The sequence below is a fragment of the Stenotrophomonas sp. NA06056 genome (assembly GCF_013364355.1).
Lineage (GTDB): Bacteria > Pseudomonadota > Gammaproteobacteria > Xanthomonadales > Xanthomonadaceae > Stenotrophomonas.
In genome coordinates this window covers 484,604-509,978 of record NZ_CP054931.1, presented here as the reverse complement: position 1 = coordinate 509,978, position 25,375 = coordinate 484,604, and the positions used below count along the sequence as shown (strand labels likewise).

Genomic DNA, 25,375 nt, shown 5'->3' with positions numbered 1-25,375 from the left:
AATTCAGCCACGTTTCACGCTAACTCGTACCCACTCATGGCCCGCAAGACCAAAGAGGACACCCAGGCGACCCGGGAAGGCATCCTGGACGCCGCAGAAACCTGCTTCCACGAGCACGGCGTTGCCCGCACCACGCTGGAGATGATCGGTGCCCGCGCCGGCTATACCCGCGGCGCCGTGTACTGGCATTTCAAGAACAAGGGCGAAGTGCTGGCGGCGATGATCGAACGGGTGCACCTGCCTTTCATGCAGGAACTTGAGCGAACCTCCAGCGATCAACGCGATACCCCGGTGCACGATCTGCGCGCAGTGATGATCCACTCGTTCATCGAGCTGTCCGAGGACGAGCGCCTGCGCAAGACCATGGAAATCATGTTGCGCAGCGATGCCTCGGCCGACACCAAGGTGCTGACCGAACTGCAGCAGAACGGTTTCCGCGACGCGCTGGACCGGATGGAACGTGCCCTGCGCCGTGCACAGGACCTGGGCCAGCTGCGTGACGGCGCCGACCCGAAGATCGCCGCGCGCATGCTGCACGCCACCGTGCTCGGCGTGCTGCACGGGGCGATGGTCGAGCCGGACCTGATGGACCTCAAGCGCGATGGCATGCTGGCGCTGGACATGACCCTGGCCGCCTACGTGAAGGAAGGCGTGTTCGTACCGGGTACGGTGCCGGAGCCGCTGCCGGAAGCGTAAGGGTCGCTGGGCATGGCCCGGCGCGACCGTGGTAGATCCACGCCGTGCGTGGATGCAAACGGAAAAGGCCGCCTTTCGGCGGCCTTTTCGCATTCCTGGTTACAGGATGTAACGGCTCAGGTCCGGGTCCTGCACCAGCTCACCCAGATGCGTATCGACATAGGCACTGTCGATGGCCAGGGTTTCACCATCGCGGTCCGGCGCTTCGTAGCTGAGCGAATCCAGCAGGCGCTCCAGTACGGTGTGCAGGCGACGCGCACCGATGTTTTCCTGGCGCTCGTTCACCTGGAACGCGATCTCGGCCAGGCGGTCGATGGCGTCGGTGGTGAAGCTGACCTTGACGCCCTCGGTGGCCAGCAGCGCTTCGTACTGCTTGGTCAGCGCCGCCTTCGGTTCGGTCAGGATGCGCACGAAATCCGCCTTGCTCAGCGCCCCCAGCTCCACGCGGATCGGGAAGCGCCCCTGCAACTCGGGGATCAGGTCGCTGGGCTTGGCCAGGTGGAACGCGCCCGATGCGATGAACAGGATGTGGTCGGTCTTGATCGTGCCGTACTTGGTGGACACGTTGGAACCTTCCACCAGCGGCAGCAGATCGCGCTGCACGCCTTCACGGGACACATCGCCACCGCCCACGTTATCGCCACGCTTGGCGACCTTGTCGATCTCGTCGATGAACACGATGCCGTGCTGTTCGCAGGCTTCGATCGCGGCGGTGCGGATGTCGTCCTCGTTGACCAGCTTGCCCGCTTCTTCTTCCTGCAGCAGCGGACGCGCGGCCTTGATGGTGAGCGTGCGCTTGTGCGCCTTGGCGCCACCGCCGAGGTTGGCGAACATCGATTTCAGCTGCTGGCCCATTTCCTCCATGCCCGGCGGGGTCATGATGTCCATGCTGACGTTGGCGGTGAGGTCGAGTTCGATCTCGCGATCGTCCAGCTCGCCGTTGCGCAGCATCTTGCGGAACTTGATGCGGGTCTCGTTGTCCTGGGCCGACGGCTCATTACGCGCCGCTTCCGGGTCGAAGCCGATGCCACCACTGCGGCGCGGCAGCAGCGCATCGAGGATGCGGTCTTCGGCACGCTCTTCGGCCTGGGTACGCACCCGCACCTTGGCCTGCTCGCGGTACAGCTTGACGGCGGTATCGGCCAGATCACGGATGATCTGCTCGACGTCCTTGCCGACGTAGCCGACTTCGGTGAAGCGGGTCGCTTCGACCTTCACGAACGGCGCGTTGGCCAGCGTGGCCAGGCGGCGTGCGATCTCGGTCTTGCCGACGCCAGTCGGGCCGATCATCAGGATGTTCTTGGGCATGACCTCGTTGCGCAGCTCGGGCTGCAGCTGCATGCGGCGCCAGCGGTTGCGCAGGGCAATGGCGACCGCGCGCTTGGCGTCATGCTGGCCGACGATGTGCCGGTCCAGCTCCTGCACGATCTCGCGCGGGGTCATGGTGGCGGAGGAAACTTCGATCTTGTGCGACATGGGTGTGCTCACGGATTCGTTGTCGGTAGCGCCGGGCCATGCCCGGCGGATCGGGGAGCGTTACAGCTCCTCGACCACCACGTTGCGATTGGTGTAGATGCAGATGTCGCCGGCGATGCCGATCGCTTCGCTGGCGATGGTCCGTGCATCCAGTTCGGTGTGCGCCATCAGCGCGCGTGCAGCAGACAGCGCATACGAACCACCGGAGCCGATGGCGATGATGCCGTCCTCCGGCTCGATCACGTCGCCGGTGCCGCTGATGATCAGCGAGGTTTCCTTGTCGGCCACGGCAAGCAGGGCTTCAAGCTTGCCGAGGCGACGCTCGGTGCGCCAATCCTTGGCCAGCTCGACCGCAGCACGCTGCAGCTGGCCATGCTTTTCCAGCTTGGCCTCGAACAGCTCGAACAGGGTGAAGGCATCGGCGGCGGCGCCGGCGAAACCGGCCAGCACCTGGCCATCACGGCCGAGGCGGCGGACCTTGCGTGCGTTGCCCTTCATCACCGTGTGGCCGAGGGTGACCTGGCCGTCGCCAGCAATAGCCACGTGCTCGCCGCGACGAACGCAGACGATGGTGGTGGCGTGGAAAACGGTGGGATTCTGACTGGGGTCCATGCGGCCTCCGATAGCTGTTCACGGGACATGGGGACAGCGCCGGGTGCGATCAAGCCTGCGCGGATGGCTGCCGTTCAGCGCTTGGCATGCGATGGCCGGTCCGGATTGGGCTCGATGCCCCATGCCACATACCAGTCTTCACCCTGCGTCTCGATCGGGTGCTGGGTGCGGCCGGAGCCGTTGCCACAGGCCAGTGCGTCAGCTGCGCAGTAGCGGTCGCAGCCCCAGCAGATGCGCTCGGGGTGCTTGGGACGCAGCGGAATGGGCTTTGCCATGGTCGGCATCTCCTCGTGGCCTGCGGCCACGATGCGCCGGTCGCCCCTACGCTGCCCTGATCAAGATCAAGCGGCGGCCGTTCCGGTAGCGCCGGGCCATGCCCGGCGGCTGTGCGATCCCTGTGTCGTGCATGCGACGCAGCCCGCGCTGCGCGCTCGCCGGGCATGGCCCGGCGCTACCCCCCCTTGTCGGGCGGGTCTTTGCGGCGTTTCGCACGCGGATGCGCCGCATCATAGACCTTGGCCAGATGCTGGAAATCCAGGTGCGTGTAGATCTGCGTGGTGGCGATGTCGGCGTGGCCGAGCAGTTCCTGCACGCCGCGCAGGTCGCCGGAGGATTCCAGGATGTGGCTGGCGAAACTGTGCCGCAGCATATGCGGGTGCACGTGCTTGAACAGGCCTTGGCGCTGCGCCAACTGGCGGATGCGGATCTGCACCGCGCGCTGGCTGATCGGCCCGTTGCGGCCCGGGAAAACCGGTGTGGCAGCACCACCGCCGCTTTCGCTGCGCCAGGTCAAAAGCGCTTCGCGCGCCGGCTTTCCGAAAGGGACGCGACGCTGCCGGTTGCCCTTGCCCATCACGTTGACCAGGCCGCTGGCGAAATCCAGATCGCGCCAGGTCAGTGCGCAGACTTCGCTCAAGCGCAGGCCGGAGGAATAGAACAGTTCCAGCAGCGCGCGGTCACGACGGCCCAGTTCGCCTTCCGGCTCCAGTTCAACCAGCTGCACGGCTTCGTCGGCATCGAGAACCTGCGGCAACCGTCTCGGTGCGCGCGGCGCTTTCAGCGTCGCTGCCGGGCTGGCTTCAATACGGCCATGCTTGAGCAGCCAGGCATAGAAGCTGCGGCAGGCCGACAATCTGCGCTGCAGGCTCTTGGCCGACAGGCCACGGCGGTGTTCATCGGCAACGAACTGGCGCACCGCGTCGGTATCCAGCGCTTCCGCGGCCACGCCGCGGGGTTCGGCCCACACCGACAACGCCTCCAGGTCGCGGCGGTAGGCGTCAAGCGTATGCGCCGACATCCGTCGCTCCACCTGCAGGTGCTGCAGGAATGCTTGCACCGCGCTCATCGTCGTCGTGTCCCGCTCAATCCGCGAAGCGCTTGAGCCCGGTAACCAGCGCCTCGCCCATCATCCGCAGGAACAGCGTGCCCATGCCGGGATAGAAACGGTTCGGATCATGGCTGCCCACCGCGATCAGGCCGACACCCGGCAACGGCAGCAGCGCGGTGGTCTGCACGTCCTCGCTGCGCGCGCCGTACAGCACCGCGTTCTTGTCGCTGTGCAGGCGGCCACAGATCGGCTCGCCATCCTTCAGGCAGTCGCGGAACGGGCCCAGCTGTGCATCATCGGCAGCCAGCACCTGCAGCCACTCGGCCTGCTCCAGCCCGACTACCGGCGCATGCACCACCAGCCGCACCAGATCGCCGGCGAAGTCTTCCTGCAACGATGCGGCCATCGCGCGCAGCGTATCGGCGGCGTTGTCCTGCTTCATCAGGGCCAGGGTGAGCTGATGCGTACGCACCGCCAGCCGCTCGTTGACCTGCGCGGTCGCGCCCAGGTCGGCCAACCGTCGCGCCAGCTCTCGGTTCTTCTCTCGCAGCACTTCCAGCTGGTAGCTGGCCAGCGATGCGGTCGGACCGTCATCACGTGGCACCACCAGGGTCAGCGCCAGGTCAGGGAACTGCTTGAGGAAGCCCGGATGGCGCCGCAACCAGGCGGCAACTTCGTGGGCCCCGAGCTTGTCGACGGTCTCAGTCATGCGATCCACTCCCCTTCGAAGACGAATGCGGTCGGGCCCGCCATCACCACCGGCTGGCCATCGCCCGCCCACTGGATGCGCAGGTCGCCACCGGGCAGGCTGATGCGCGCATCGCGCTGCAGGCGGCCGCGCTGCATCAAGGTCACTGCGGCAGCGCAGGCGCCACTGCCACAGGCCAGGGTTTCACCCACGCCGCGCTCGAACACACGCAGGCGCGCATGTTCCGGGCCCATCACCTGGGCGAAGCCCACGTTCACCGACTTCGGGAACGAGGCATGCTGCTGCAGCAGTCCGCCTACGCGCTCAACCGGTGCAGCGTCGACCAGGCCCACTTCGATCACCGCATGCGGATTGCCCATCGACACTGCCGCGAAGCGCACGGTCTCGCCCTGCAGCGGCAGCAGGTATTCCTCGCGGGGGTGGGCGAAGCCGATCAGCGGCACCTGCGCCGGTTCGAACACCGGCACGCCCATCGCCACCGCGTACTGACCACCGCCGAGGACATCCACGGCATGGCTGGCCAGCGGGCTGTCGATGACGAAGCGATCGCCCTGCGCACTGCCCTCGCGTACCAGCCAGGCCGCGATGCAGCGCGCGCCGTTGCCGCACTGCTCGGAGTTGGAACCATCGGCGTTCCAGATGCGGTACGAGGCGACCGAGCCTTCGGCACGCGGCGGCTCGATGGTCAGGATCTGGTCGCAGCCGACGCCGGTATGGCGGTCGGCCAGTCGTGCGGCCAGTTCCGGGGTGGGCGGCGCGGTGCCGTCGCGCAGGTCGATCACTACGAAATCGTTGCCCGCGCCGTGCATCTTGCTGAAGCGCAGGCCATTGGAGCCGGCCTTACTCATTCCCGTCGTCCACCTTCTTGACCGGGTCCGGGGTGACCGACGGACTGCCGTCACCGGTACTCTGGGTAGCAGCGGGCGTGGCGTCGGCATCGGCCGCCGGCTCGACGGTCTCTTCCACCGGCACCGGCTTCTGCGGCAGCACCAGCGGGCCCTTGTTGCCGCATGCGGCGAGGAACAGCAGCGAGGCCGCTGCCAGCGGAATCAGGATGACATTGCGATGGGGGATGTTCATGCCCCGAGTATAGCCATTGGCGGCTGAGCGGTTGGTGCAGGGTGCCGCGCCATGCCCGGCGGGAGAGATCAATCGGCCGGTGGCAGCGGCCGGGTCCACAGCCAGATCGCCACCACGGTCATGCTGCCGATGGAGAACCACTTCACCCAGGCCACCGGTACGCACCACAGCATGATGCCGGCGCACACCGCCATGGTGATCGTGGCCATCCATTTGCCGTAGCGGCTGACCGCACCATGTGCCTGCCAGTTGCCGATGGCCGGGCCGAAGCGCGGGTGTTGCAGCAGCCAGCCGTGCAAGCGCTCGGAGCCGCGCGAGGCGGCCCAGGCCGAGATCAGGATGAATACGGTGGTGGGCAGCCCCGGCACGAAAATGCCGACAATGCCGGTGCCCAGGCTGGCATAGGCCAGCAGCCACCATGCCCAACGGAACCGCACGGGCCGGGCGGGCGCTGGCAGATCCTTGGGGACGGGCGGTTCGGGCAGGCTCATCGCGCAAGGATACCCAGCGCAGGTGGCGGCGGCGATATCACCGCCGCCACAATGCGTCATTCCGTCGCAGCACCGGCAGCGGGTGTTTCGATGCCCAGCTGCTGCAGCACGAACGCATACGACTCGGACAGCTCACGGTAACGCTGGAAGCGCCCGGACTTGCCGCCGTGGCCAGCTTCCATGTTGGTGCGGAACAGGATGGGGAAGTGGCCGGTGTTGTCATCGCGCAGCTTGGCCACCCACTTGGCCGGCTCCCAGTACTGCACCTGCGAATCCCACAGGCCGGTGCCCACGAACAGCGACGGATAGGCCTGCTTCTTCACGTTGTCGTAGGGCGAGTAGGACAGCATGTAGTCGTAGTACGGCTTCTGTTCCGGGTTGCCCCACTCGTCGTACTCGTTGGTGGTCAGCGGAATGGTCGGGTCGAGCATGGTGGTGACCACATCGACGAACGGCACCTGCGCCACCATCACCCGGTAATCCTGCGGCGCCTGGTTGGCCACCGCGCCCATCAGCAGGCCACCGGCACTGCCACCGGAGGCAGCAACACGGTCCTTCGCCGCCCAGCCCTGCGCCACCAGCCCACGGGTGACGTCGACGAAGTCGTTGAAGGTGTTCTGCTTATGCAGCAGCTTGCCGTTCTCGTACCAGTCGCGGCCCATTTCCTGGCCACCACGGATGTGCGCGATGGCATACACCACGCCACGGTCGAGCAGGCTCACCGCGGTCTGGTTGAAGTACGGATCCATCGACATGCCGTAGCTGCCGTAGGCGTACTGGAACAGCGCGCCGGTGCCATCCTTCTTGTAGCCCTTGCGATAGACCAGCGACACCGGAACCTTCACGCCATCGCGTGCGGTCACCCACACGCGGTCGGTTTCGTACTTGCTGGCGTCGTAGCCGATCACCGGCTGCACCTTCAACTGGCGGCGCTCACCGGTGGCGGTGTTCAGTTCGAACACCGTGGTCGGGGTGGTCATCGAGGTATAGACGTAGCGCAGCCACGGCGTATCAGCCTCGGTGTTGTCGCCCAGGCCCATCGAATACGCCGGCTCATCGGCCTTCACGTAATCGGTGCGGCCGTCCTTGAACAGCAGGCGCACGCGCTCCAGGCCTTCGGAACGTTCGGCAATGGCGGTGTAGGTATCGAACAGCTCGAAGCCTTCGATGAATACCGCATCGTCATGGGCGATCCAGTCCTTCCACTGCGCACGCGAGGTGGCATCGGTCGGCGCGGTGACCAGCTTGAAGTTCTTCGCACCATCGTTGGTACGGATCACCCAGCGGCCGTCGTAGTGGTCCGCGTCGTACTCCACATCGCGCTGGCGCGGCGCCAGCACGGTGAAGGTAGTCGGGTCGCTGGCCGGCGCGTAGCGCTCTTCGGAGGACACGGTGCTGTGCACGCCGATGGTGATGAAGCGATCGTCGCGGGTGCGGCCGATGCCCATGTAGAAGCTGTCGTCCTTTTCTTCGTAGACGACGGTGTCGGCGCTGGCCGGGGTGCCCAGCACGTGCTTCTTCACCCGCACGGTCAGCAGGGTTTCCGGATCGTTCTCGACATACAGCACGGTGCGGTTGTCGTCGGCCCAGACCAGGTCACCGGAGGTGCCGGTGATCGTGTCCGGCAGCACCGCGCCGGTGCGCAGGTCCTTGAAGCGGATGACGTACTGGCGGCGACCCACGTCATCGTCGGCCCAGGCCAGCAACTGGTTGTCCTGGCTGACCTCCATCGAGCCGACGCTGAAATAGCCCTTGCCGGCAGCCATCGTGTTGACGTTGAGCAGGACCTCTTCGGGCGCGTCCATGCTGGCCTTGCGGCGCGCATGGATGGGATAGTCCTGGCCGGTCTCGTAGCGGCTGTAGTACCAGTAGCCGCGCTCGCGCGCAGGCACACTGGCATCGTCCTGCTTGATGCGGCCGACGATCTCGCCGTACAGCGCATCCTCCAGTGGCTTCAGCGGTGCCAGCAGCTGGTCGGCATAGGCGTTCTCGGCCTGCAGGTAGGCCAGCATGGCCTTGTCCTCGCGCTTGTCATCGCGCAGCCAGTAATAGTCATCGTTGCGGGTCGCGCCGAACGGCGCCTTGACCACGTGCGGACGCTTCTCAACATCCGGCGGAACGGGCGGGGTGGCGGCGGTAGCGGTGCTGGTCATCAGGCTCGCAAGCAACAGGCAGAGAGTGGATTTCATGAAATAAGGCTCCTTGATCGGCAATGCAATGGCGTCCTTGCGCCTGAGTCTGGGTTGCAGGGGGGCTGCGGGCAACCCTGAGGAGGGTCATGGTTGCACGCAGGTAGTGCCGGCCGCTGGCCGGCAACCTCGGGATAAACAGCCCCGTGCGGTTGCCGGCCAGCGGCCGGCACTCCCTGGACCGGCGGCGTACCATGTGGGGCATGAGTACCCTGCCCCACACGCCGGGCTACAGCCGGCGCAGCCACGAAATCGCTCCCTTCCATGTGATGTCCCTGCTGGCCCGCGCACAGGCGCTGGAACAGGCCGGTCACGATGTGATCCATCTGGAGATCGGCGAACCGGACTTCACCACCGCCGAGCCGGTCGTGCGGGCCGGCCAGGCGGCACTGGCCGCCGGCCATACCCGCTACACCGCCGCACGCGGCCTGCCCGCCCTGCGCCAGGCGATCAGCGGCTTCTATCGCAGCCACTACGGCCTGGATGTCGACCCCGAACGCATCCTGGTCACGCCGGGCGGCTCTGGCGCCCTGCTGCTGGCCAGCAGCCTGCTGGTCGACCCGGGTCGCCACTGGCTGCTGGCCGATCCCGGCTATCCGTGCAACCGCCATTTCCTGCGTCTGGTGGAAGGCGGCGCGCAGCTGGTGCCGGTGGGGCCTGACACGGCCTACCAGCTGACTCCCTCGCTGGTGCAGCGGAACTGGAACGCCGACAGCGTCGGCGCGCTGGTGGCATCACCGGCCAATCCCACCGGCACCGTGCTGTCCGCCGATGAACTGGCGGCACTGTCGGCGTCGCTGCATGCGCGCGGCGGCCACCTGGTGGTCGACGAGATCTATCACGGCCTGACCTACGGTCTGGATGCAGCCAGCGTGCTGCAGGTGGATGACAGCGCGTTCGTGCTGAACAGCTTCTCCAAATACTTCGGCATGACCGGCTGGCGACTGGGTTGGCTGGTGGCGCCGCCAGCGGCGGTATCCGACCTGGAGAAGCTGGCGCAGAACCTGTACATCAGCGCCTCGAGCATCGCCCAGCATGCGGCCCTCGCCTGTTTCAGCGAAGAGGCGATGGCGATCTTCGAACAACGCCGCCAGGCCTTCCAGCAGCGCCGCGACTTCCTGCTGCCGGCATTGCGCGAGTTGGGCTTCCGCATCGAGGTGGAGCCGCAGGGGGCGTTCTATCTGTATGCCGATGTGAGTGCGTTCACCGATGATGCGCAGGCGTTCTGTGCGCATTTTTTGGAAACCGAGCACGTGGCATTCACCCCGGGCCTGGATTTCGGCTTCCATCGATCGAACCAGCACGTGCGCCTGGCCTATACCCAGGAAGTGCCGCGGTTGCAGGAGGCGGTGGAGCGCATCGCGCGCGGGTTGAAACATTTCCGGTAGCGCCGGGCCGTGCCCGGCGAGCGCGTAGTTCGGCAAGGGAGCCGCCGGGCATGGCCCGGCGCTACCCGATAACGAAAAACGCCGCCCTGGGGCGGCGTTTTCCGTTCTGCTTATTTACCGCCCAACCGCTCCCACAGGAAGCTGTAGGCCAGGGCCGACATGTGTGCAGCCTGCGCGTTGTTGGCTGCGCCGCCGTGACCGCCTTCGATGTTCTCGTAGTAGGTCACGTCCTTGCCGGCATCGATCATCTTCGCGGCCATCTTGCGGGCATGGCCCGGATGCACGCGGTCATCGCGGGTGGATGTGGTGAACAGCACCGGCGGGTAGGTCTTCTTCGCGTCGAACAGGTGGTACGGCGAGAAGGTCTTGATGAACTCCCAGTCACTGGTGTCCGGGTTGCCGTACTCGGCCATCCACGACGCGCCGGCCAGCAGGTGGCTGTAGCGCTTCATGTCCAGCAGCGGAACCTGCACCACCACCGCACCGAACAGCTCCGGGTACTGGGTCAGCATGTTGCCGGTGAGCAGGCCACCGTTGCTGCCGCCCTGCACGCCCAGGTGCTTGGCCGAAGTGATCTTGCGGGTGACCAGATCCTGGGCGACGGCGGCCATGTCTTCATAGGCCTTGTGACGGTTCTGCTTCAGCGCCGCCTGGTGCCAGCGCGGACCGTACTCGCCACCACCGCGGATGTTGGCGACCACGTACACGCCGCCCTTCTCCAGCCAGGCGCGGCCCATGCCGCCGGAATACGACGGGGTCAGCGAGATCTCGAAGCCACCGTAGCCGTACAGCAGGGTCGGGTTGGAGCCATCGAGCTTCATCGCCTTGTCGTGCACCACGAAGTACGGCACGCGGGTGCCGTCCTTGCTGGTGGCGAAGTGCTGTTCAATGACCTTGCCGTCGGCGTCGAAGAACGCCGGCATGGTCTTGAGCACTTCCGGCGCCTTGCCGATGTCGGCAATGGCCAGCGTGGTCGGGGTCAGGTAGTCGGTGGCGGTCAGCCACACCGCATCGCTGTCATTGCTGTCGACCGCACTGACGCCCAGGGTGCCGAAGGCCGGCGCGCCGACGAAGTCGCTCTTCTGCCAGCCCTTGGCGGTCGGGGTCAGCACCGACAAGCGGTTCTTGACGTCGTCCAGCACGTTCAGCACCAGGTGGTTCTTCGTCCACGAGGCACTGGCCAGCGAGGTGGTCGCAGTCGGGGTGAACAGCACTTCGAAGTCGCGCTTGCCGGCCAGGAAATCATCCAGCTTGGTCACCAGCAAGGAGCCGGAGGCGTAGGTCTTGCCACCCACGGTCCACGGATCGCGCAGTTCCAGGGTCAGCCACTGCTTGTGCAGGCCCTTCTCGGCCGAGTTTGGTGCATCGATCCTGGTCAGCTTGCCATCGTCGCCGCGCAGGTAGAGCTCGTTGTTGTAGAAGGCCAGCGTACGGCTGACCAGGTTGCGCTCGAAGCCCGGGGTGTCATCGTGCATCGCCGCGATGTACATGTCTTCCGGCTTGCCTTCATAGACCAGGCTGGCCGCAGACATCGGCGTGCCACGCTTCCACAGCTTGGCCACGCGCGGGTAGCCGGAGGTGGTCATCGTGCCGGTACCGAAGTCGGTGTAGACGAACACGGTGTCGCGGTCGATCCAGCTCAGGCCGCCCTTCGATTCGGGACGGAAGAAGCCGTCCTTGATCCAGCTCTTGCTGGCCAGGTCGAACTCGCGGGTGACATCGGCGTCGGCACCGCCGCGCGACAGCGCGATCAGGCAGCGGCTGTAGTCCGGACGCAGGCAGTCGGCGCCGTGCCAGACCCAGTTTTCGTTCTCGGCCTTGTTCAGCGCATCCAGGTCGAGCACGGTCTCCCAGGTCGGCGAGGCCTTGCGGTACTCGGCCAGGGTGGTACGGCGCCACAGGCCGCGCTCGTGCTGCTTGTCCTTCCAGAAGTTGTAGTAGTAATCGCCGATCTTCTGCACGCCGGGAATCTTGGCGTCCGAGTCGAGCACCTCGCGGATGCTGCTCTCCATCTGCTTGAAGGCCGGGGTCTGCGCCAGGCGCGCCTCGGACTTGGCGTTCTGTTCCTTGACCCAGGACAACGGCTTGTCGCCGGTGACGTCCTCCAGCCAGGCGTAACGGTCGGTGTCTTCAGCAGCCACGGCGGTACCCACCGAGGCAGCGGTCATCATGCCGGCCAGCAGGCAGGCGGAAGCGAATCGTGACATTGCAGCTCCAGGCAGTCATTAGCCGTGGAACGCTAGCATGGATCACCAGGGCCGCCCCCGTGTCGAAGGTCAGGCCGTGGCCGCGTGCGTCTTGCGCGAGCGTGGCGGGGAGCGGCGCCTGGCCTGCCGATTGTCGCGTCGCAGCCAGCGCAGCACGGCCCGCGTCGGCAACGGGCAGCGCAGCAGCGCCCACCAGGCCGCCAACGGCATCCCCACCAGCCACAACGGCAACCAGCCCAGCCAGGCACTGCTGCCACGCGCGGCTGGCCACACCAGCACCACGGCCAGCCCCGCCAAGGCGATCTGCGGCACCACCCGCAGCAGGCGGGGATCGCTGCGCTCGCTGACGCGTTCAGTTGGCGGGCGGTGGCGGGGACGTGTGCGCATGCGGATTCTCCGGTGGTCGATGCGGCCAGCTTGGCCGCGCGGCTTCTCACCGGCTGCGACACCATTGACGGATTGCGTGCACACAGTGACCATGCGCGGGCAAGCCCACTGGAGCCCGCTCCCGCATGACCTCGATCCGCCCGCTCTGCGCTGTGTTGCTGGCCCTGTCCCTGGGTGGTCCGGCAGTGGCTGCCAATAGCCCCCCCTCATCCAGCAACAGCACCGCGGAAGCCTCTGCAGATGGGGCGATCGACCTGCAGCGCTTCATGGGCACCTGGTACGTGATCGGCCGTGTGCCGAACTTCATCGAACGCGGCCACGTCGCCAGCGTCAACCAGTACGCGCTGCGCGAGGACAACAAAGTCGCCATCACCTATCGCTATCGTGACGGCTTCGGCGAACCGATGCAGGAAATCCGCGCGCGCGCCAGTGTCGATCCCGACAGTGGCAACCACGGCTGGCGCACCTGGTTCTACCGGGTCGTGCCGACCCATTCACGGGTGCTGGAAGTGGCGCCCGACTACTCCTGGGCGCTGATCGGCTACCCGGGCCGCGAGATGGCCTGGATCTTCTCGCGCACACCGGACATGGACAAGGCCCTGTACAAGGACCTGGCCGAACGCCTGCGCGACGAGTACGGGGTGAACACCGACAAGCTCAAGCGCGTGCCGCAGCATCCCGAGCAGGTCGGCAAGCTGGGCTACGAAGTGCCGAACGTGCGTTGAGCGCCTGCGGTTGCCGGCCAGCGGCCGGCACTACCCGAAACGATGCCGGGCGCCGCCCGGCATTCTGTTATCTGCGGCTGTAATGCGCGACCAGGCGGTCGCCCAGCATCTGCAGCAGCTGTACCAGGATCAACAGCAGGACCACAGTGACCAGTGCCACGTCGGTATGCGAACGCTGGTAGCCATCGCGGAACGCCAGGTCACCGAGACCACCGGAACCGATCGCACCGCCCATCGCAGTGAAACCGATCAGCGCCACGGTGGTCACCGTCGCACCGGCAATCAGGCCTGGCCGTGCTTCGGGCAGCAGCACACGGGTGACCAACTGCCACGTGGTGGCGCCCATGGCCTGGGTCGCCTCGATCACCCCGCGATCCACTTCGCGCAGCGCGGTTTCCACCAGGCGCGCATAGAACGGCGCCGCGCCGATGACCAGCGGCACGATCGCACCGCGCACCCCCAACGACGTCCCCATCAGGAACAGGGTTACCGGAATCAGCACGATCATCAGGATGATGAAGGGCACCGAGCGCAGAAGGTTCACCACCAGCGCGAGCACGCCGTAGGCGAACGGCCGGCGCTTCAGCTGTGGCGCACCGAACAGGTACAGCAGCACGCCCAACGGCAGGCCGATGGCCAGAGTCAGCGGCAGCGAGCCGGCCAGCATCAGCAGGGTATCGACGGTGGCCTGGCCGATGTCGGCCCACTTGCCTGCATCGAGGTGGCGGAAGAAGCCGCCGGCGGTGGCGATGATCATCGACGCAGTTCCTCAACGTGCACGCCGGCGGCCACGAACGCGGCCTGCGCGGCGGACTGGTCGCCGCCCACCAGAGCGACGATCAGCTGGCCATACGGAGTGTCCTTGATCCGGTCGATACGGCCGGACAGGATGTTGTAGTCGACCCCGGTCTGCCGCGCGACGCTGCCGAGCAGGGGTTCGTAGGTGTCGGCGCCGAGGAAGGTCAGGCGTACGACACGGCCACCGACAGCGTCGAAATCACGGTGCAGCGTGCCCTCGTCCACATGCTCCGATTCGCTGACGAAACGGCGCGTGGTCGGGTGCTGCGGGTGCAGGAACACCTTCGTCACCGGGCCGGTCTCGACCAGCTGCCCGGCATCGAGCACGGCCACGCGGTCGCAGACGCGACGGATCACGTCCATCTCGTGAGTGATCAGCACGATGGTCAGGCCCAGTTCGCGGTTGATCTTCGACAGCAGCGCCAGCACCGAGGCGGTGGTCTGCGGATCGAGCGCGCTGGTAGCCTCATCACACAGCAGGATCTGCGGCCGGGTGGCCAGTGCGCGGGCGATGCCCACACGCTGCTTCTGCCCGCCCGACAGCTGCGCCGGGTATTTGTCTGCATGCGCCTGCAGGCCCACGGTCTGCAGCAGTTCGGCCACACGCGCATCGATCTCGGCCTTCGGCGTTCCGGCCAGTTCCAACGGGAAGGCGACGTTGCCAGCCACCGTGCGCGAGGACAGCAGGTTGAAGTGCTGGAAGATCATGCCGATCCGGCGGCGCAGCGCGCGCAGGCCCTCCGGGTCCAGCGCGGTGACATCTTCGCCAGCGATCAGCAGGCGGCCGCCGCTGGGCTCTTCCAGGCGGTTGATCATGCGGATCAGCGTCGATTTGCCCGCACCGGAATGGCCGATGATGCCGAACACCTCACCGGCCTCGATGGTCAGGTCCAGCGGCTGCAGCGCGCTGACCGCGCGGCCGGCAACGGCATAGGATTTGTGCAGGCGCTGGAACTCGATCACGGGATCAGCTCACCGGGAGGGCGATGGAAGGGGGCGTGCAGCCTACCAGCGCCGGCGCTCGCGCGCCCGCGCCATGAGCCAGAATGTTATTCCTTTTGGTTCTAAGCCTGCCGTGAACCCTCGAAACCGGTAGTGCCGGCAGCCGCCCGGCAATTGCAACGGCCCTTCCTGCGCAAGGATTGCCGGGCAGCGACCGGCACTCCCCCGGTTCAGGGATGGTCCAACGGTTTCGGCGGCTCCTGCCGGTTCACCCGCTCGCGGTGCAACAGGTACAGGCCCGAGGCGACGATGATCGCCGCGCCCGCCCAGGTGTAGCCATCCGGCAGCTGCCCCCAGAACGCCAGGTCCCAGCCGATCACCCAGACCAGGCCGCTGTACTCCAGCGGCGCGATCATCGAAGCCTCGCCCAGCTGGAAGGCCTTGGTCAGCGCGATCTGGCCCAGCGCGCCGGCCAGGCCCATGCCGGCGATCAGCGGGGCATGCGCCATCTGCAGCGGCACCCAGCCCGGAATCGCCAGCAGCCCAGCGCCGATGGCCATGATGACCAGGAACCAGACCACCATCGACTGCGAGGTATCGGTGCGGGTCAGCAGGCTGACGGTGATGGCGGCGATGGCGTAGGCGGTGGCAGCGGCCAGCACCATCAGGCCGGGAATGGAAATGAAGCCGTCCACGCCGGGGCGCAGCACCACGATCACCCCCAGCAGGCCGACCCCGATGGCCACCCAGCGCCGCGGCCCGACCCGCTCGCCCAGCAGCGGGACCGACAGCGCGGCGATCAGCAGCGGGGCCACGAAATAGATGCTGTAGGCGGTGGAAAGCGGCAGGTCGCGCAGGGCGAACACGAAGCAGCCGATCATCGCCATGCCCAGCCCGCCGCGCAGCAGGTGCAGGCCCCAGCGGCGCGGGATGAGCGAGCGTGGCCCGGCACTTGCCAGCACCCAGACCAGTACGAAGGGGAGCGACGCCACACCCCGCAGGAAGGTCACCTCCAGCGAGGGATAGCTGGCCGAAAGCTGCTTCATGCCAGCGTCCATCAACGAGAAGCAGGCGACGGCGGCGACCATCCAGGCCACGGCGCGCGAAGGAGAGCGTTGCATGTTCATGGCACATTATCGCCCGGTCGTTGCCATCTGTAGAGCCGAGGCCATGCCCGGCTGTTCTTCACAATGCAGCCGAGCATGGCCTCGGCTCTACAGAAAGCGGGCACGTGGCCCCGCACGATAGAATGGCCACCACTGAAACCTGCGGAGCCTCGCCCATGCCTTCCTTCGACGTTGTGTCCGAAGTCGACACCCACGAACTGACCAATGCGCTCGACCAGGCCAACCGCGAGCTTGCCACCCGTTTCGACTTCAAGGGCGTGGAGGCCAGGTTCGAGCGCGAGGGTGAAGTGATCACCCAGTCCGCGCCGAGCGAGTTCCAGCTCAAGCAGATGAACGACATCCTGCGCGCACGCCTGGCCGCCCGCAGCATCGACGTGCTCAGCCTGGAATATGGCGATGTGGAAACCAACCTGGCGCAGGCCCGGCAGAAGATCACCGTCAAGCAGGGCATCGAGCAGAAGATCGCCAAGAAGATCGCTGCGGCGCTGAAGGAAGCCAAGCTCAAGGTGGAAACCCAGATCAACGGCGACAAGCTGCGGGTGATGGGCAAGAAGCGCGACGACCTGCAGGACGCCATCGCTGTGCTGAAGGCCGGCAAGTTCGAGCTGCCGCTGCAGTTCAACAACTTCCGCGATTGAGGGTTTTCGCCGGTGTGGCCCGGCGAGTACCAAGCCGCAGCGGCAGGACGGCGCGTTGCCAGCGACGCGCCTACAATGATGGCACCCGCCAGCCGATGTGCCCGCCATGACCGACACCCCCCTGCCCACCGATGACCCGATCTCTGCCACCCGCCTGTGGCTGGAGCGCATCGTCATCGGCTTGAACCTGTGCCCGTTCGCCAAGGCGGTGTACGTGAAGGATCAGGTCCGCATCGTGCTGAGCGACGCGACCACACCGGAAGCCCTGGTGGAAGAACTGGCTGAAGAACTGGTGCTGCTGCGCGACACACCGGCCGAGCAGATCGATACCACCTTGATCGTGCATCCGCAGGTGCTGACCGACTTCCTCGACTACAACGACTTCCTCGACAACGCCGATGCGGCGATCGAGGCGCTGGACCTGCAGGGCATCCTGCAGGTGGCCAGCTTCCATCCGGACTACCAGTTCGATGGCGTCGCCGCCGATGACGCCAGCAACTACACCAACCGCGCGCCCTACCCCACCCTGCACCTGCTGCGCGAAGACAGCGTGGCACGCGCGGTGGATGTCTACCCGGACCCGGACGTGATCGTCGAGCGCAACATCCAGACCCTGGACCGGATCGGTGTTGAGGGCTGGCACCGCCGCCTGCGCGGTGAAGACCTGTCATGAGCGCGGTGCCGCCGATTGCCACCTGGCCGGTCGCGCCGCTGCACGACAGGGTCGTGCTGGTCACCGGTGGCGCCAACGGCATCGGCCGCGGCATCGCCCAGGCGGTGCTTGGGGCCGGCGGCCGGGTGCTGATCGGCGATCTGGATGTGGAGGCGGGCGAAGCCTGCCTCGCCGAATGGCAGCGCGGTGAGGATGCCGCGTTCCAGCGGCTGGACATCACCGACGAAACCAGCGTGCGCGACTTCATCGCGGTGGCGCTGCAACGCTTCGGTCGCATCGACGGCCTGGTCAACAATGCCGGCATCGCCGGGCCGCACGGCACCCTGCTGCAGGACATGGACTGGGAAGAATGGCAGCGCCGGCTATCGTCGCTGCATGGCGCGTTCCTGTGCAGCAAGCACGCATTGCCGGCACTGTCGGCGGATGCAGGCGCGATCATCAACATCGCATCGACGCGTGCCTGGCAGTCCGAAGCGCACAGCGAAGCCTACGCAGCGGCCAAGGGCGGGCTGGTGGCCTTCACCCATGCACTGGCGATCAGTGCCGGGCCAGCGGTGCGGGTGAACAGCATCAGCCCCGGCTGGATCAGCACCGACGCGTGGCAGGCGCCATCGCGCCGGCACGTGCCGCAGTACTCAGCCATCGACCATGCCCAGCATCCGGTGGGTCGGGTCGGGCAACCGCAGGATATCGGCGCGCTGGCGGTGTACCTGCTGTCGTCGCTGTCCGGCTTCACTACAGGCCAGGATTTCATCGTCGATGGCGGCATGACCCGGAAGATGATCTACGCCGAGTGAACCCGGGCCACCGCACCCGGTAGATGCCAACCTTGGTTGGCACGCACCCGGGCATCAAACATCGATTTCCAGTAGATCCACGCCATGCGTGGATGGTGGTGACGTGCTTACGCCATGCCCGAATGACGCAGCAGTGCGTCGATCTGCGGTGCGCGGCCGCGGAAGGCCTTGAAGTTCTCGGCGGCCGGCCGGCTGCCACCGCGCGACAGCACTTCGTCGCGGAAACGCGCCCCGGTTGCAGCCAGCGCCTGCGGTGCTTCCTCGAACGCAGCGTAGGCATCGGCGCTCAGCACTTCGGCCCATTTATAGCTGTAGTAACCGGCGGCATAGCCACCGGCGAAGATGTGGCTGAACTGGTGCGGGAAGCGATTCCAGCTTGGCGGATGGTTCACCGCCACTTCCGCACGCACGCGCTCAAGCAGTGCCAGCACGCTGTCCTGCGCGGCTTCGAACTGGCTGTGCAGCAGCATGTCGAACAGGCCGAATTCAAGCTGGCGCACGGTCGCCATGCCACTGTGGAAATTGCGTGCGGCCAGCATGCGGTCGTACAGCGCGCGCGGCAGCGGCTCGCCGCTGTCCACATGCGCCGTCATGCCCTGCAGGTGGTCCCATTCCCAGCAGAAGTTCTCCATGAACTGGCTCGGCAGCTCCACCGCATCCCACTCCACGCCGTTGATGCCGGCCACACCGAGTTCACCGATGCGGGTCAGCAGCTGGTGCAGGCCATGGCCCATTTCATGGAACAACGTGGTCACTTCGTTGTGGCTGAAGGTCGCCGGCTTGCCGTCGGCGCCACGGCCGAAGTTGCACACCAGGTACACCAGCGGCGTCTGCACGCTGCCATCGGCGCGCTCGCGGCGGTTGCGGCAGTCATCCATCCACGCGCCGCCACGCTTGCCCTCGCGGGCGTACAGATCCAGATAGAACTGGCCCACCAGGCTGCCCTGCGCATCCACCAAACGGAAAAAGCGCACATCCTCATGCCAGACCGGCGCGCTGTCTTCCTGCACACGCAGGCCGTACAGCTGTTCGATCACAGAAAACAGGCCGCCGAGCACCTTCGGCTCGGTGAAGTACTGCTTCACTTCCTGCTCCGAATAGCTGTAACGCGCCTGCTTCAGGCGATCGGCGGCGAAGGCGAGATCCCAGGCCTGCAGGCTGTCGATACCGAGATGCTCGCGGGCGAACTGCTCCAGTTCGGCACGGTCCTGGGCAGCGAATGGCTTGGCGCGCGCGGCGAGGTCGCGCAGGAAACCCAGCACTTCGGCGGGGTCCTTGGCCATCTTGGTGGCTACCGAATAGTCGGCGTAGGAATCAAAGCCCAGCAGCGCTGCCAGCTCGGCACGCAGTGCAAGGATGCGGTCGATGTTGCCACCGTTGTCCAGCGCGTCGTCGCCGAACTCGGACGCGCGTTGCGCGCTGGCGCGGTACAGGATCTCGCGCAGGTCGCGGTCCTCGCCCCAGGTCTGCACCGGCAGGTAGCACGGCATCTGCAGGGTCAGCTTCCAGCCCGTCTTGCCATCCTTCTCCGCTGCAGCACGCGCCGCAGCTTTCACGTCGTCCGGCACGCCCGCCAGACGCGCGGGATCTTCGACGATCAACGACCACGCATCGGTGGCGTCGAGCACGTTCTGCGAGAACTTCGCCGACAGCGCCGACAGCTCTTCCTTGATCGCCGCGAAACGCTGCTGCGCGTCCGCATCCAGTTCGGCGCCGCCCAAGCGGAAATCACGCAGGGTGTTTTCCAGGACCTTGCGGCGCGCCTCATCGAAATCCGCCGCTTCGGCGCTGGCAGCCAGGGCCTGGTACTGGCGGTACAACGCCAGGTTCTGGCCCAGCGCACTGGCAAAGCGGGTCACCCGCGGCAGGTTGCTGTTGTATGCCTCACGCAGCTCCGGCGTGTTGACCACGCCCTGCAGATGGCCGACCAGGCCCCAGGCGCGCCACAGGCGCTCGGTGACATCATCCAGCGGAGTAACGAAGGCCTGCCAGCTGACCGGCTGCACCTGCTCGGCAGCGCTGACCGCCGCCTCGGCCTGCGCCAGCAGCACGTCCAGCGCCGGCGCCACATGCTCGGGGCGGATCGCCTCGAAGCGCGGCAGGCCGGAAGAATCGAGCAGGGGGTTGGCAGCGGTCACGGCAGGTCTCCAGAGTACGGGCCCGGCAGTGCGGGCAGCCAGATCGATATGGCGTTTGCCGGGCCGGCAGACAAGGGGCAGCGGGCCATTGTTCACGTCGGCCTTACGGCCGTCGGCTGAAGCTGGCGACGCGGGGGAGACCGCAGCGGAACGTGTCGAGGAGGCCCCACATGGAAGGTCTGGCTCCAGCTCCATCCGCAGTACGTTCACCGTCGCTGGCGCTGTCGGCCAGCCCGACCGAGCTGGCCTGGATCGCCGCGCTGTGCGATGCGAGCGACGATGCGCCGCGCCATCTGCAACAGCTGCAGGCGTTGCAACACCAGGGCGGCAGGTTCACTGACGAGCAGGAATGGTATCCGTTCGAAGTGATCGAACGCGGCGCCAGCCAGGTGCAGCTCGGCCACGAGCGCGAGTTCGTCATCTGCGTGCTGCTGTGGCTGCAGGCATTGGCCCAGGGCCGGGCCAGCAGCTTGGACCCGCGTCTGCATCTGGACGACCGCGCCGTGGAGATCGAGGCCCTGCCCGATGCCCTGCGCGATGCGGTGCTGGATGCGTTCATGGCCGCGGGGTATTGAGCGCGATCCAATGCGCCGCTGCGCTCGCCGGGCATGGCCCGGCGCTACCGACCTGTCTTGGTAGCGCCGGGCCATGCCCGGCGGATGCCTGACGGGCTTACAGCGCTTCCAGGCTGCACCACGGCAGTGCGGGCAGGCCCTGCCCGGCTACTGCTGCGGCGACCTGCGCGTCGGCCGCGTCCACATCGATTCCCTGACGCACATACCAGGCGGGGTCGTAATAGCTGTGCGCGTAGCGATCGCCGCTGTCACAGAGGATGCTGACGATGCTGCCCTGGCGGCCGGCCTCGCGCATCCACTGCGCGGCCTGCAGCACGCCGATGAAATTGGTACCGGTGGAGCCACCGACACGGCGCCCCAGCTGCCGGCTGACGTGGCGCATCGCAGCCAGGCTCAAGGCATCGGGCACCTTCACCATGGCATCGACACTGGTCGGGATGAAGCTCGACTCCACACGCGGCCGGCCGATACCTTCCACCCGCGAGCCACCGCTGCAGGTCATGCCGCGCCACTCGGTGCCGCCGGCCAGTGCGGCCTGGTAGCCGTCGAAGAACACCGAGACTTCCGGGTCCGCACACAGGATGCGGGTGTCATGCCGGCGATAGCTGACGTAGCGCCCGAGCGTTGCCGCAGTACCGCCGGTACCGGGGCTGCACACGATCCAGTCCGGAATCGGGCTGGGCTCCTCGGCCATCTGCTTGAAGATGGATTCGGCGATGTTGTTGTTGGCACGCCAGTCGGTGGCGCGCTCGGCGTAGGTGAACTGGTCCATGAAGTGGCCGCCGGTTTCGCGGGCCAGCTTTTCCGAATCGCAGTTGAGGTCGCATGCGCGCTCGACCAGATGGCAGCGGCCACCATGGAACTCGATCGCCGCGATCTTCTCCGGCGACGTCGTGGCCGGCATCACCGCGATGAACGGCAGGCCGAGCAGTCGCGCGAAGTAGGCCTCGGATACGGCAGTGGAGCCGCTGGAGGCCTCGATCACCGGCCGCCCTTCACGCAGCCAGCCGTTGGCCAGCGCATACAGGAACAGCGAGCGCGCCAGCCGGTGCTTGAGGCTGCCGGTGGGATGGCTCGATTCATCCTTCAGGTACACCTCGATGCCATCGAACCCGGGCAAGGCCAGCGGGATCAGGTGGGTATCGGCGGAACGATTGAAATCGGCTTCGATCTTGCGGATGGCGGCAGCCACCCATTCACGCTGCGACATGGCGGGCAATGGTCATCAGGACGGAACGGTGCGATCCAACCATTGTACGTCGCGGTGCCGTCAGCTGCCGGCCCGTAGAATGACCCCCATCCGGCCGGCAACGGCCCTGTCTGAAGGACCTCCCCCATGACCATTCCCGCCCTGCGCGATGTCCCCGGCGTCGCCGCCCAGGCCCCGGCCGAAACCACCGGCTTCGTCTTCAACCACACCATGCTGCGGGTCAAGGACGCCACCGCTTCGCTGGACTTCTACACCCGCGTGCTGGGCTACCAGTTGATCGACAAGCGCGACTTCGCCGACGCCAAGTTCAGCCTGTACTTCCTGGCCTACGTTCCGGCTGGCACCACCGTGCCGGAAGACGACGACACCCGCCGCCTGTGGATGGCCGGCCTGCCGGGCGTGCTGGAGCTGACCCACAACCATGGCACCGAGAACCAGGACGGCGCGGTCTACCACGACGGCAACAGCGACCCGCGCGGCTTCGGCCACATCTGCGTGTCGGTGCCGGACATCGAAGCGGCCTGCCAGCGCTTCGAGGACCTGGGTGTGGCCTTCCAGAAGCGCCTGACCGACGGCCGCATGAAGAACCTCGCATTCATCAAGGACCCGGACGGCTACTGGGTCGAGATCATCTCCAACGCCTGACCCAGAAAGGGGCACAATTCCGGTAGCGCCGGGCCATGCCCGGCGGCCTTGAGCAGGCCGCGCTGCGCGCTCGCCGGGCACGGCCCGGCGCTACCGACTCCGTCCCCCTTTTTTTGCGAGGTTCGTATGGAAACGATGGAACTGCACCGCGGGCGATTGATCGACCACATCCAGCTGGTCGTACGCGATCTGGCCGCCAGCCGCCGCTTCTACCAGGCGGTGTTCGACACCATCGGCATCCCGGTGGCCGGCGAAGGCGATGACTACTTCTGGGCCGACGAGCTGTTCATTTCAAGTGCGAGCAGCGAGGCTGCGGCCGGCCAGCTGACCGGCCGCCACCATCTGGCTTTCCAGGCCCGCGACAGCGCTACCGTCGACGCCTTCCACACCGCCGCACTGTCGGCGGGCGGCAAGGACAACGGCGCGCCCGGCGAGCGCCCTTACCATCCCGGCTACTACGGCGCCTTCGTGCTCGACCCGGATGGCAACAACATCGAAGTGGTCTACCACGGCCCGGCGAACTACAGCGCCGATTCGGTCAAGGTCAGCTTCTGATTCCTGCGCTACGCGCTCGCCGGGCATGGCCCGGCGCTACCAACGAAGAAGCCGGGCAATGCCCGGCTTCGTCTCATCGTACTGCGCGGGCCTCAGTGGGCCGCCATGTAGATGTCCTGCAGCACGGCCTTTTCCAGCTCCAGCTCGCCCAGCAGGTTCTTCACGATGTCACCCAGGCTGAGGATGCCGACCAGCTGGTTGCCGTCGGTGACCATCAGGTGGCGACGACGCGAGTAGGTCATCAGGGACATGGCCTGCTTCAGCGTGGCGTCCGGCGCGATGCCTTCCAGGCCGGTGGACTGCAGGCTGGAAATCACCCGTCGGCCCGCCTGCGGGCCATCATCGGCCAGGCTGCGGACGATGTCCTTCTCGGAAATGATGCCGACCGGGGCATCATCCTTCATCACGACCAGTGCGGCGATTTTATTCGCGCTCATCTTGTGTGCGGCGGCACCGATCGTGTCTTCCGTGTCGATGGTGATGACAGCTTCTTTCTTGGATTGCAGGAGCTCGCGGACGTTCATTCTTGTTTCCTGGTGCAGGTCACTGAAGTCAAAAAAGTGTGCTCTGCCGATTCGCCCCCTCCCCGGGAACAGACCCTTCAGCGCACGTCTGGCGCACTTTGCCGGATCTGGCATTTCGCCAGGAGGCGGGCTAGGTGCTGCAACGCGAACGAGGCGGGTTCAACGACTCAACCCGGATCTCGGTCAACTTGATTCTACGACTGCGTCCATCGGTCACTAGCGGCATCGATGGGACAGTTCGTCGTAGGAACCTTCGACGCCTCCGAGAATCGCACCCGGGCTGAAACCGGCGCTGAATGCAGTGGGTGCCACGCCCTCAAGTTCGCACAGCGATGGCCGCCACCACTGCAACCGCCCGACCCTGCAAAGTCAGGGCGGTCAGGCCCGATCCGTCGCGGAAGGTGCCGATACCAGGACCCGCAGCGCGCCGACAACGCGGGTGCGACGCATGCGCTGCGGCATGTACGGATGCGCCGGTTCACGACCGGCGCATCCTGCCCGATGCTATCGGGAGCATTGTCCTTTCTGGGCCAGCTTCAACTGCGCCACCTGGCGCCGCCCCTCCGCCTCTGGAACGACAGTGAGTTTGGCGCCACCAACGAACACCCCCATCTTGATGGTCTGCTCGATGAAGTAGTTCTTTCCCGCCTCGACAAGCAGCTTGATGTCATTGGGCGAGAACTCCGATTCCGTCGAGATCGCATGTTCCTGGTTGCCGGACAACAGGGTGTAGAAGAACACCTTGTTCGCGGTCTCACCCAGGCATTCGCCATCGATCCAGAGATCCTTCTTCAGTGCCTGGCCGATAAAACTGTTGCGATAGACATAGACGCCTGCCTTGCCTTCCTCCGGCACCGGGAAGGTCTTGGCCAGCTCCATCTGCCCCTTGTCCGCTGCCGGGACACTCGCACACGCAGACAACATCGCAATTGACGCTGCCAGTGCAACCACCTGCCACTTCTTCATCTACCGCCCCCTGTCATGCGCGTCGGTGCGCGCGGATTGAGTCTTCCATCGACCGTACCGAGGGAGGCCCGCACAGCCTCGCGCGGACCCGCCACTGCTCGGCAGTCTTCACCACTGCGGGTGATAGGTATCCCTGTACTCTGATTCAGCCATACCTGAATTGACGAAGCGCCGCATGTCCGCACTCAATGCGCGCCGAGCGTACTCCAGTGCGGCCTCGACGCTGGCGAATGATGCGCTCTGCGCGTCGTCCGGATCTGGCGCGACGCTGGGAAAGCTGTAGATGTCCAGATACTGCGCAGTGCCCACGTCGGCAAGCTCGTGCAAGGTCACTGCCCACTGCCCTTCCCGTTCGAGATGGATGACCAGAAAGCGGACGATCCGCCCGTCGGCATCCTGGCCGGCTGCCAGCAACTGTTCAACGCTGCGACCGTTGCGCAGGTTGGCGAGCACATCGAATTGGTCAAGATGGCGCATGCATCCTCCGTGATGCAGCAGGC

General features: G+C 66.2%; 28 protein-coding genes. 9 read left to right on the top strand and 19 right to left on the bottom strand.

Annotated elements, in window-relative coordinates; genetic code table 11:
* The first annotated feature begins 36 nt into the window (after positions 1–36).
* The gene (locus HUT07_RS02305) at positions 37–696 is read left to right on the top strand and encodes a TetR family transcriptional regulator (RefSeq protein ID WP_176019558.1); all 660 of its coding nucleotides are present in this window, start codon (positions 37–39) and stop codon (positions 694–696) included.
* 99 nt (positions 697–795) lie between these two features.
* Here the strand turns inward: HUT07_RS02305 and hslU are convergent, their stop codons facing one another.
* From hslU to HUT07_RS02260, 9 genes are all read right to left on the bottom strand, one after another.
* Positions 796–2,172, bottom strand: a complete 1,377-nt coding sequence (gene hslU / locus HUT07_RS02300) for an ATP-dependent protease ATPase subunit HslU (RefSeq protein ID WP_176019557.1) — start codon at positions 2,170–2,172, stop codon at positions 796–798.
* Between the two features lie 60 nt (positions 2,173–2,232).
* Positions 2,233–2,784 (bottom strand): ATP-dependent protease subunit HslV, encoded by a 552-nt coding sequence (gene hslV / locus HUT07_RS02295; protein WP_108758868.1) that lies wholly within the window; start codon positions 2,782–2,784, stop codon positions 2,233–2,235.
* Positions 2,785–2,858: 74 nt separating this feature from the next.
* The gene (locus HUT07_RS02290; protein ID WP_025877286.1) at positions 2,859–3,059 is read right to left on the bottom strand and encodes a DUF3079 domain-containing protein; all 201 of its coding nucleotides are present in this window, start codon (positions 3,057–3,059) and stop codon (positions 2,859–2,861) included.
* A gap of 176 nt (positions 3,060–3,235) precedes the next feature.
* Positions 3,236–4,129 carry a tyrosine recombinase XerC gene (gene xerC / locus HUT07_RS02285; protein ID WP_176019556.1) on the bottom strand — a complete coding sequence of 298 codons (894 nt, stop codon included), beginning with the start codon at positions 4,127–4,129 and terminating at the stop codon, positions 3,236–3,238.
* A gap of 16 nt (positions 4,130–4,145) precedes the next feature.
* Positions 4,146–4,820: a DUF484 family protein gene (locus HUT07_RS02280; protein WP_176019555.1), complete on the bottom strand. Its 675-nt coding sequence runs from the start codon at positions 4,818–4,820 to the stop codon at positions 4,146–4,148.
* The gene (dapF, locus tag HUT07_RS02275; RefSeq protein WP_176019554.1) at positions 4,817–5,668 is read right to left on the bottom strand and encodes a diaminopimelate epimerase; all 852 of its coding nucleotides are present in this window, start codon (positions 5,666–5,668) and stop codon (positions 4,817–4,819) included. The genes HUT07_RS02280 and dapF overlap by 4 nt, the downstream gene beginning before the upstream one ends.
* Positions 5,661–5,900 (bottom strand): lipoprotein, encoded by a 240-nt coding sequence (locus HUT07_RS02270; protein WP_176019553.1) that lies wholly within the window; start codon positions 5,898–5,900, stop codon positions 5,661–5,663. The genes dapF and HUT07_RS02270 overlap by 8 nt, the downstream gene beginning before the upstream one ends.
* Positions 5,901–5,968: 68 nt before the next feature.
* On the bottom strand, positions 5,969–6,391 hold the full coding sequence (locus HUT07_RS02265) for a YbaN family protein (RefSeq protein ID WP_176019552.1): 423 nt from the start codon (positions 6,389–6,391) through the stop codon (positions 5,969–5,971).
* Between the two features lie 56 nt (positions 6,392–6,447).
* Positions 6,448–8,580: a S9 family peptidase gene (locus HUT07_RS02260; protein WP_176019551.1), complete on the bottom strand. Its 2,133-nt coding sequence runs from the start codon at positions 8,578–8,580 to the stop codon at positions 6,448–6,450.
* 203 nt (positions 8,581–8,783) lie between these two features.
* On the opposite strand from HUT07_RS02260, the gene HUT07_RS02255 reads away from it, so the two are divergent.
* The gene (locus HUT07_RS02255) at positions 8,784–9,968 is read left to right on the top strand and encodes a pyridoxal phosphate-dependent aminotransferase (RefSeq protein WP_176019550.1); all 1,185 of its coding nucleotides are present in this window, start codon (positions 8,784–8,786) and stop codon (positions 9,966–9,968) included.
* A gap of 110 nt (positions 9,969–10,078) precedes the next feature.
* On the opposite strand, the gene HUT07_RS02250 is transcribed toward HUT07_RS02255, so the two are convergent.
* Complete coding sequence (locus HUT07_RS02250) at positions 10,079–12,175, bottom strand: prolyl oligopeptidase family serine peptidase (protein ID WP_176019549.1); 2,097 nt, start codon at positions 12,173–12,175, stop codon at positions 10,079–10,081.
* 69 nt (positions 12,176–12,244) lie between these two features.
* Positions 12,245–12,562 (bottom strand): hypothetical protein, encoded by a 318-nt coding sequence (locus HUT07_RS02245; protein ID WP_176019548.1) that lies wholly within the window; start codon positions 12,560–12,562, stop codon positions 12,245–12,247.
* Between the two features lie 125 nt (positions 12,563–12,687).
* Here HUT07_RS02245 and HUT07_RS02240 point away from each other — a divergent pair, with 125 nt between their 5' ends.
* Positions 12,688–13,287, top strand: coding sequence for a lipocalin family protein (locus tag HUT07_RS02240; protein ID WP_176019547.1), 600 nt, complete (start codon positions 12,688–12,690; stop codon positions 13,285–13,287).
* A gap of 67 nt (positions 13,288–13,354) precedes the next feature.
* Here HUT07_RS02240 and HUT07_RS02235 read toward each other — a convergent pair whose 3' ends face one another.
* The 3 genes from HUT07_RS02235 to HUT07_RS02225 all read right to left on the bottom strand — a co-directional run bounded on the left by HUT07_RS02235 (position 13,355) and on the right by HUT07_RS02225 (position 16,154).
* Complete coding sequence (locus HUT07_RS02235; protein ID WP_176019546.1) at positions 13,355–14,044, bottom strand: methionine ABC transporter permease; 690 nt, start codon at positions 14,042–14,044, stop codon at positions 13,355–13,357.
* Positions 14,041–15,048, bottom strand: coding sequence for a methionine ABC transporter ATP-binding protein (locus HUT07_RS02230; protein WP_176019545.1), 1,008 nt, complete (start codon positions 15,046–15,048; stop codon positions 14,041–14,043). The genes HUT07_RS02235 and HUT07_RS02230 overlap by 4 nt, the downstream gene beginning before the upstream one ends.
* 209 nt (positions 15,049–15,257) lie before the next feature.
* Positions 15,258–16,154 carry a DMT family transporter gene (locus HUT07_RS02225; protein WP_176019544.1) on the bottom strand — a complete coding sequence of 299 codons (897 nt, stop codon included), beginning with the start codon at positions 16,152–16,154 and terminating at the stop codon, positions 15,258–15,260.
* Between the two features lie 155 nt (positions 16,155–16,309).
* On the opposite strand from HUT07_RS02225, the gene HUT07_RS02220 reads away from it, so the two are divergent.
* From HUT07_RS02220 to HUT07_RS02210, 3 genes are all read left to right on the top strand, one after another.
* Positions 16,310–16,792: a YajQ family cyclic di-GMP-binding protein gene (locus HUT07_RS02220; RefSeq protein WP_176019543.1), complete on the top strand. Its 483-nt coding sequence runs from the start codon at positions 16,310–16,312 to the stop codon at positions 16,790–16,792.
* Positions 16,793–16,898: 106 nt separating this feature from the next.
* Positions 16,899–17,465, top strand: coding sequence for a DUF1415 domain-containing protein (locus HUT07_RS02215; RefSeq protein WP_176019542.1), 567 nt, complete (start codon positions 16,899–16,901; stop codon positions 17,463–17,465).
* Positions 17,462–18,262: an SDR family oxidoreductase gene (locus HUT07_RS02210; RefSeq protein ID WP_176019541.1), complete on the top strand. Its 801-nt coding sequence runs from the start codon at positions 17,462–17,464 to the stop codon at positions 18,260–18,262. Before HUT07_RS02215 ends, HUT07_RS02210 begins: the two co-directional genes overlap by 4 nt.
* A gap of 107 nt (positions 18,263–18,369) precedes the next feature.
* Here the strand turns inward: HUT07_RS02210 and HUT07_RS02205 are convergent, their stop codons facing one another.
* Positions 18,370–20,400: a M3 family metallopeptidase gene (locus HUT07_RS02205; RefSeq protein WP_176019540.1), complete on the bottom strand. Its 2,031-nt coding sequence runs from the start codon at positions 20,398–20,400 to the stop codon at positions 18,370–18,372.
* 170 nt (positions 20,401–20,570) lie between these two features.
* Between HUT07_RS02205 and HUT07_RS02200 the strand changes: the two genes are divergently transcribed.
* Complete coding sequence (locus HUT07_RS02200) at positions 20,571–20,975, top strand: hypothetical protein (RefSeq protein WP_176019539.1); 405 nt, start codon at positions 20,571–20,573, stop codon at positions 20,973–20,975.
* Positions 20,976–21,072: 97 nt separating this feature from the next.
* On the opposite strand, the gene HUT07_RS02195 is transcribed toward HUT07_RS02200, so the two are convergent.
* Positions 21,073–22,185, bottom strand: a complete 1,113-nt coding sequence (locus tag HUT07_RS02195) for a PLP-dependent cysteine synthase family protein (RefSeq protein WP_176019538.1) — start codon at positions 22,183–22,185, stop codon at positions 21,073–21,075.
* Between the two features lie 126 nt (positions 22,186–22,311).
* On the opposite strand from HUT07_RS02195, the gene gloA reads away from it, so the two are divergent.
* Both gloA and HUT07_RS02185 read left to right on the top strand, forming a co-directional pair.
* On the top strand, positions 22,312–22,830 hold the full coding sequence (gene gloA / locus HUT07_RS02190) for a lactoylglutathione lyase (RefSeq protein WP_176019537.1): 519 nt from the start codon (positions 22,312–22,314) through the stop codon (positions 22,828–22,830).
* Between the two features lie 126 nt (positions 22,831–22,956).
* Positions 22,957–23,385 (top strand): VOC family protein, encoded by a 429-nt coding sequence (locus HUT07_RS02185; RefSeq protein ID WP_176019536.1) that lies wholly within the window; start codon positions 22,957–22,959, stop codon positions 23,383–23,385.
* 92 nt (positions 23,386–23,477) lie between these two features.
* Here the strand turns inward: HUT07_RS02185 and HUT07_RS02180 are convergent, their stop codons facing one another.
* The 3 genes from HUT07_RS02180 to HUT07_RS02170 form a co-directional block, all read right to left on the bottom strand.
* On the bottom strand, positions 23,478–23,909 hold the full coding sequence (locus HUT07_RS02180) for a CBS domain-containing protein (RefSeq protein ID WP_176019535.1): 432 nt from the start codon (positions 23,907–23,909) through the stop codon (positions 23,478–23,480).
* Between the two features lie 504 nt (positions 23,910–24,413).
* A complete protein-coding gene (locus HUT07_RS02175) occupies positions 24,414–24,875 on the bottom strand; it encodes a DUF2846 domain-containing protein (RefSeq protein ID WP_176019534.1) in 462 nt (153 codons plus the stop codon).
* A gap of 108 nt (positions 24,876–24,983) precedes the next feature.
* Positions 24,984–25,352 carry a hypothetical protein gene (locus HUT07_RS02170; protein WP_176019533.1) on the bottom strand — a complete coding sequence of 123 codons (369 nt, stop codon included), beginning with the start codon at positions 25,350–25,352 and terminating at the stop codon, positions 24,984–24,986.
* Between the last annotated feature and the right edge of the window lie 23 nt (positions 25,353–25,375).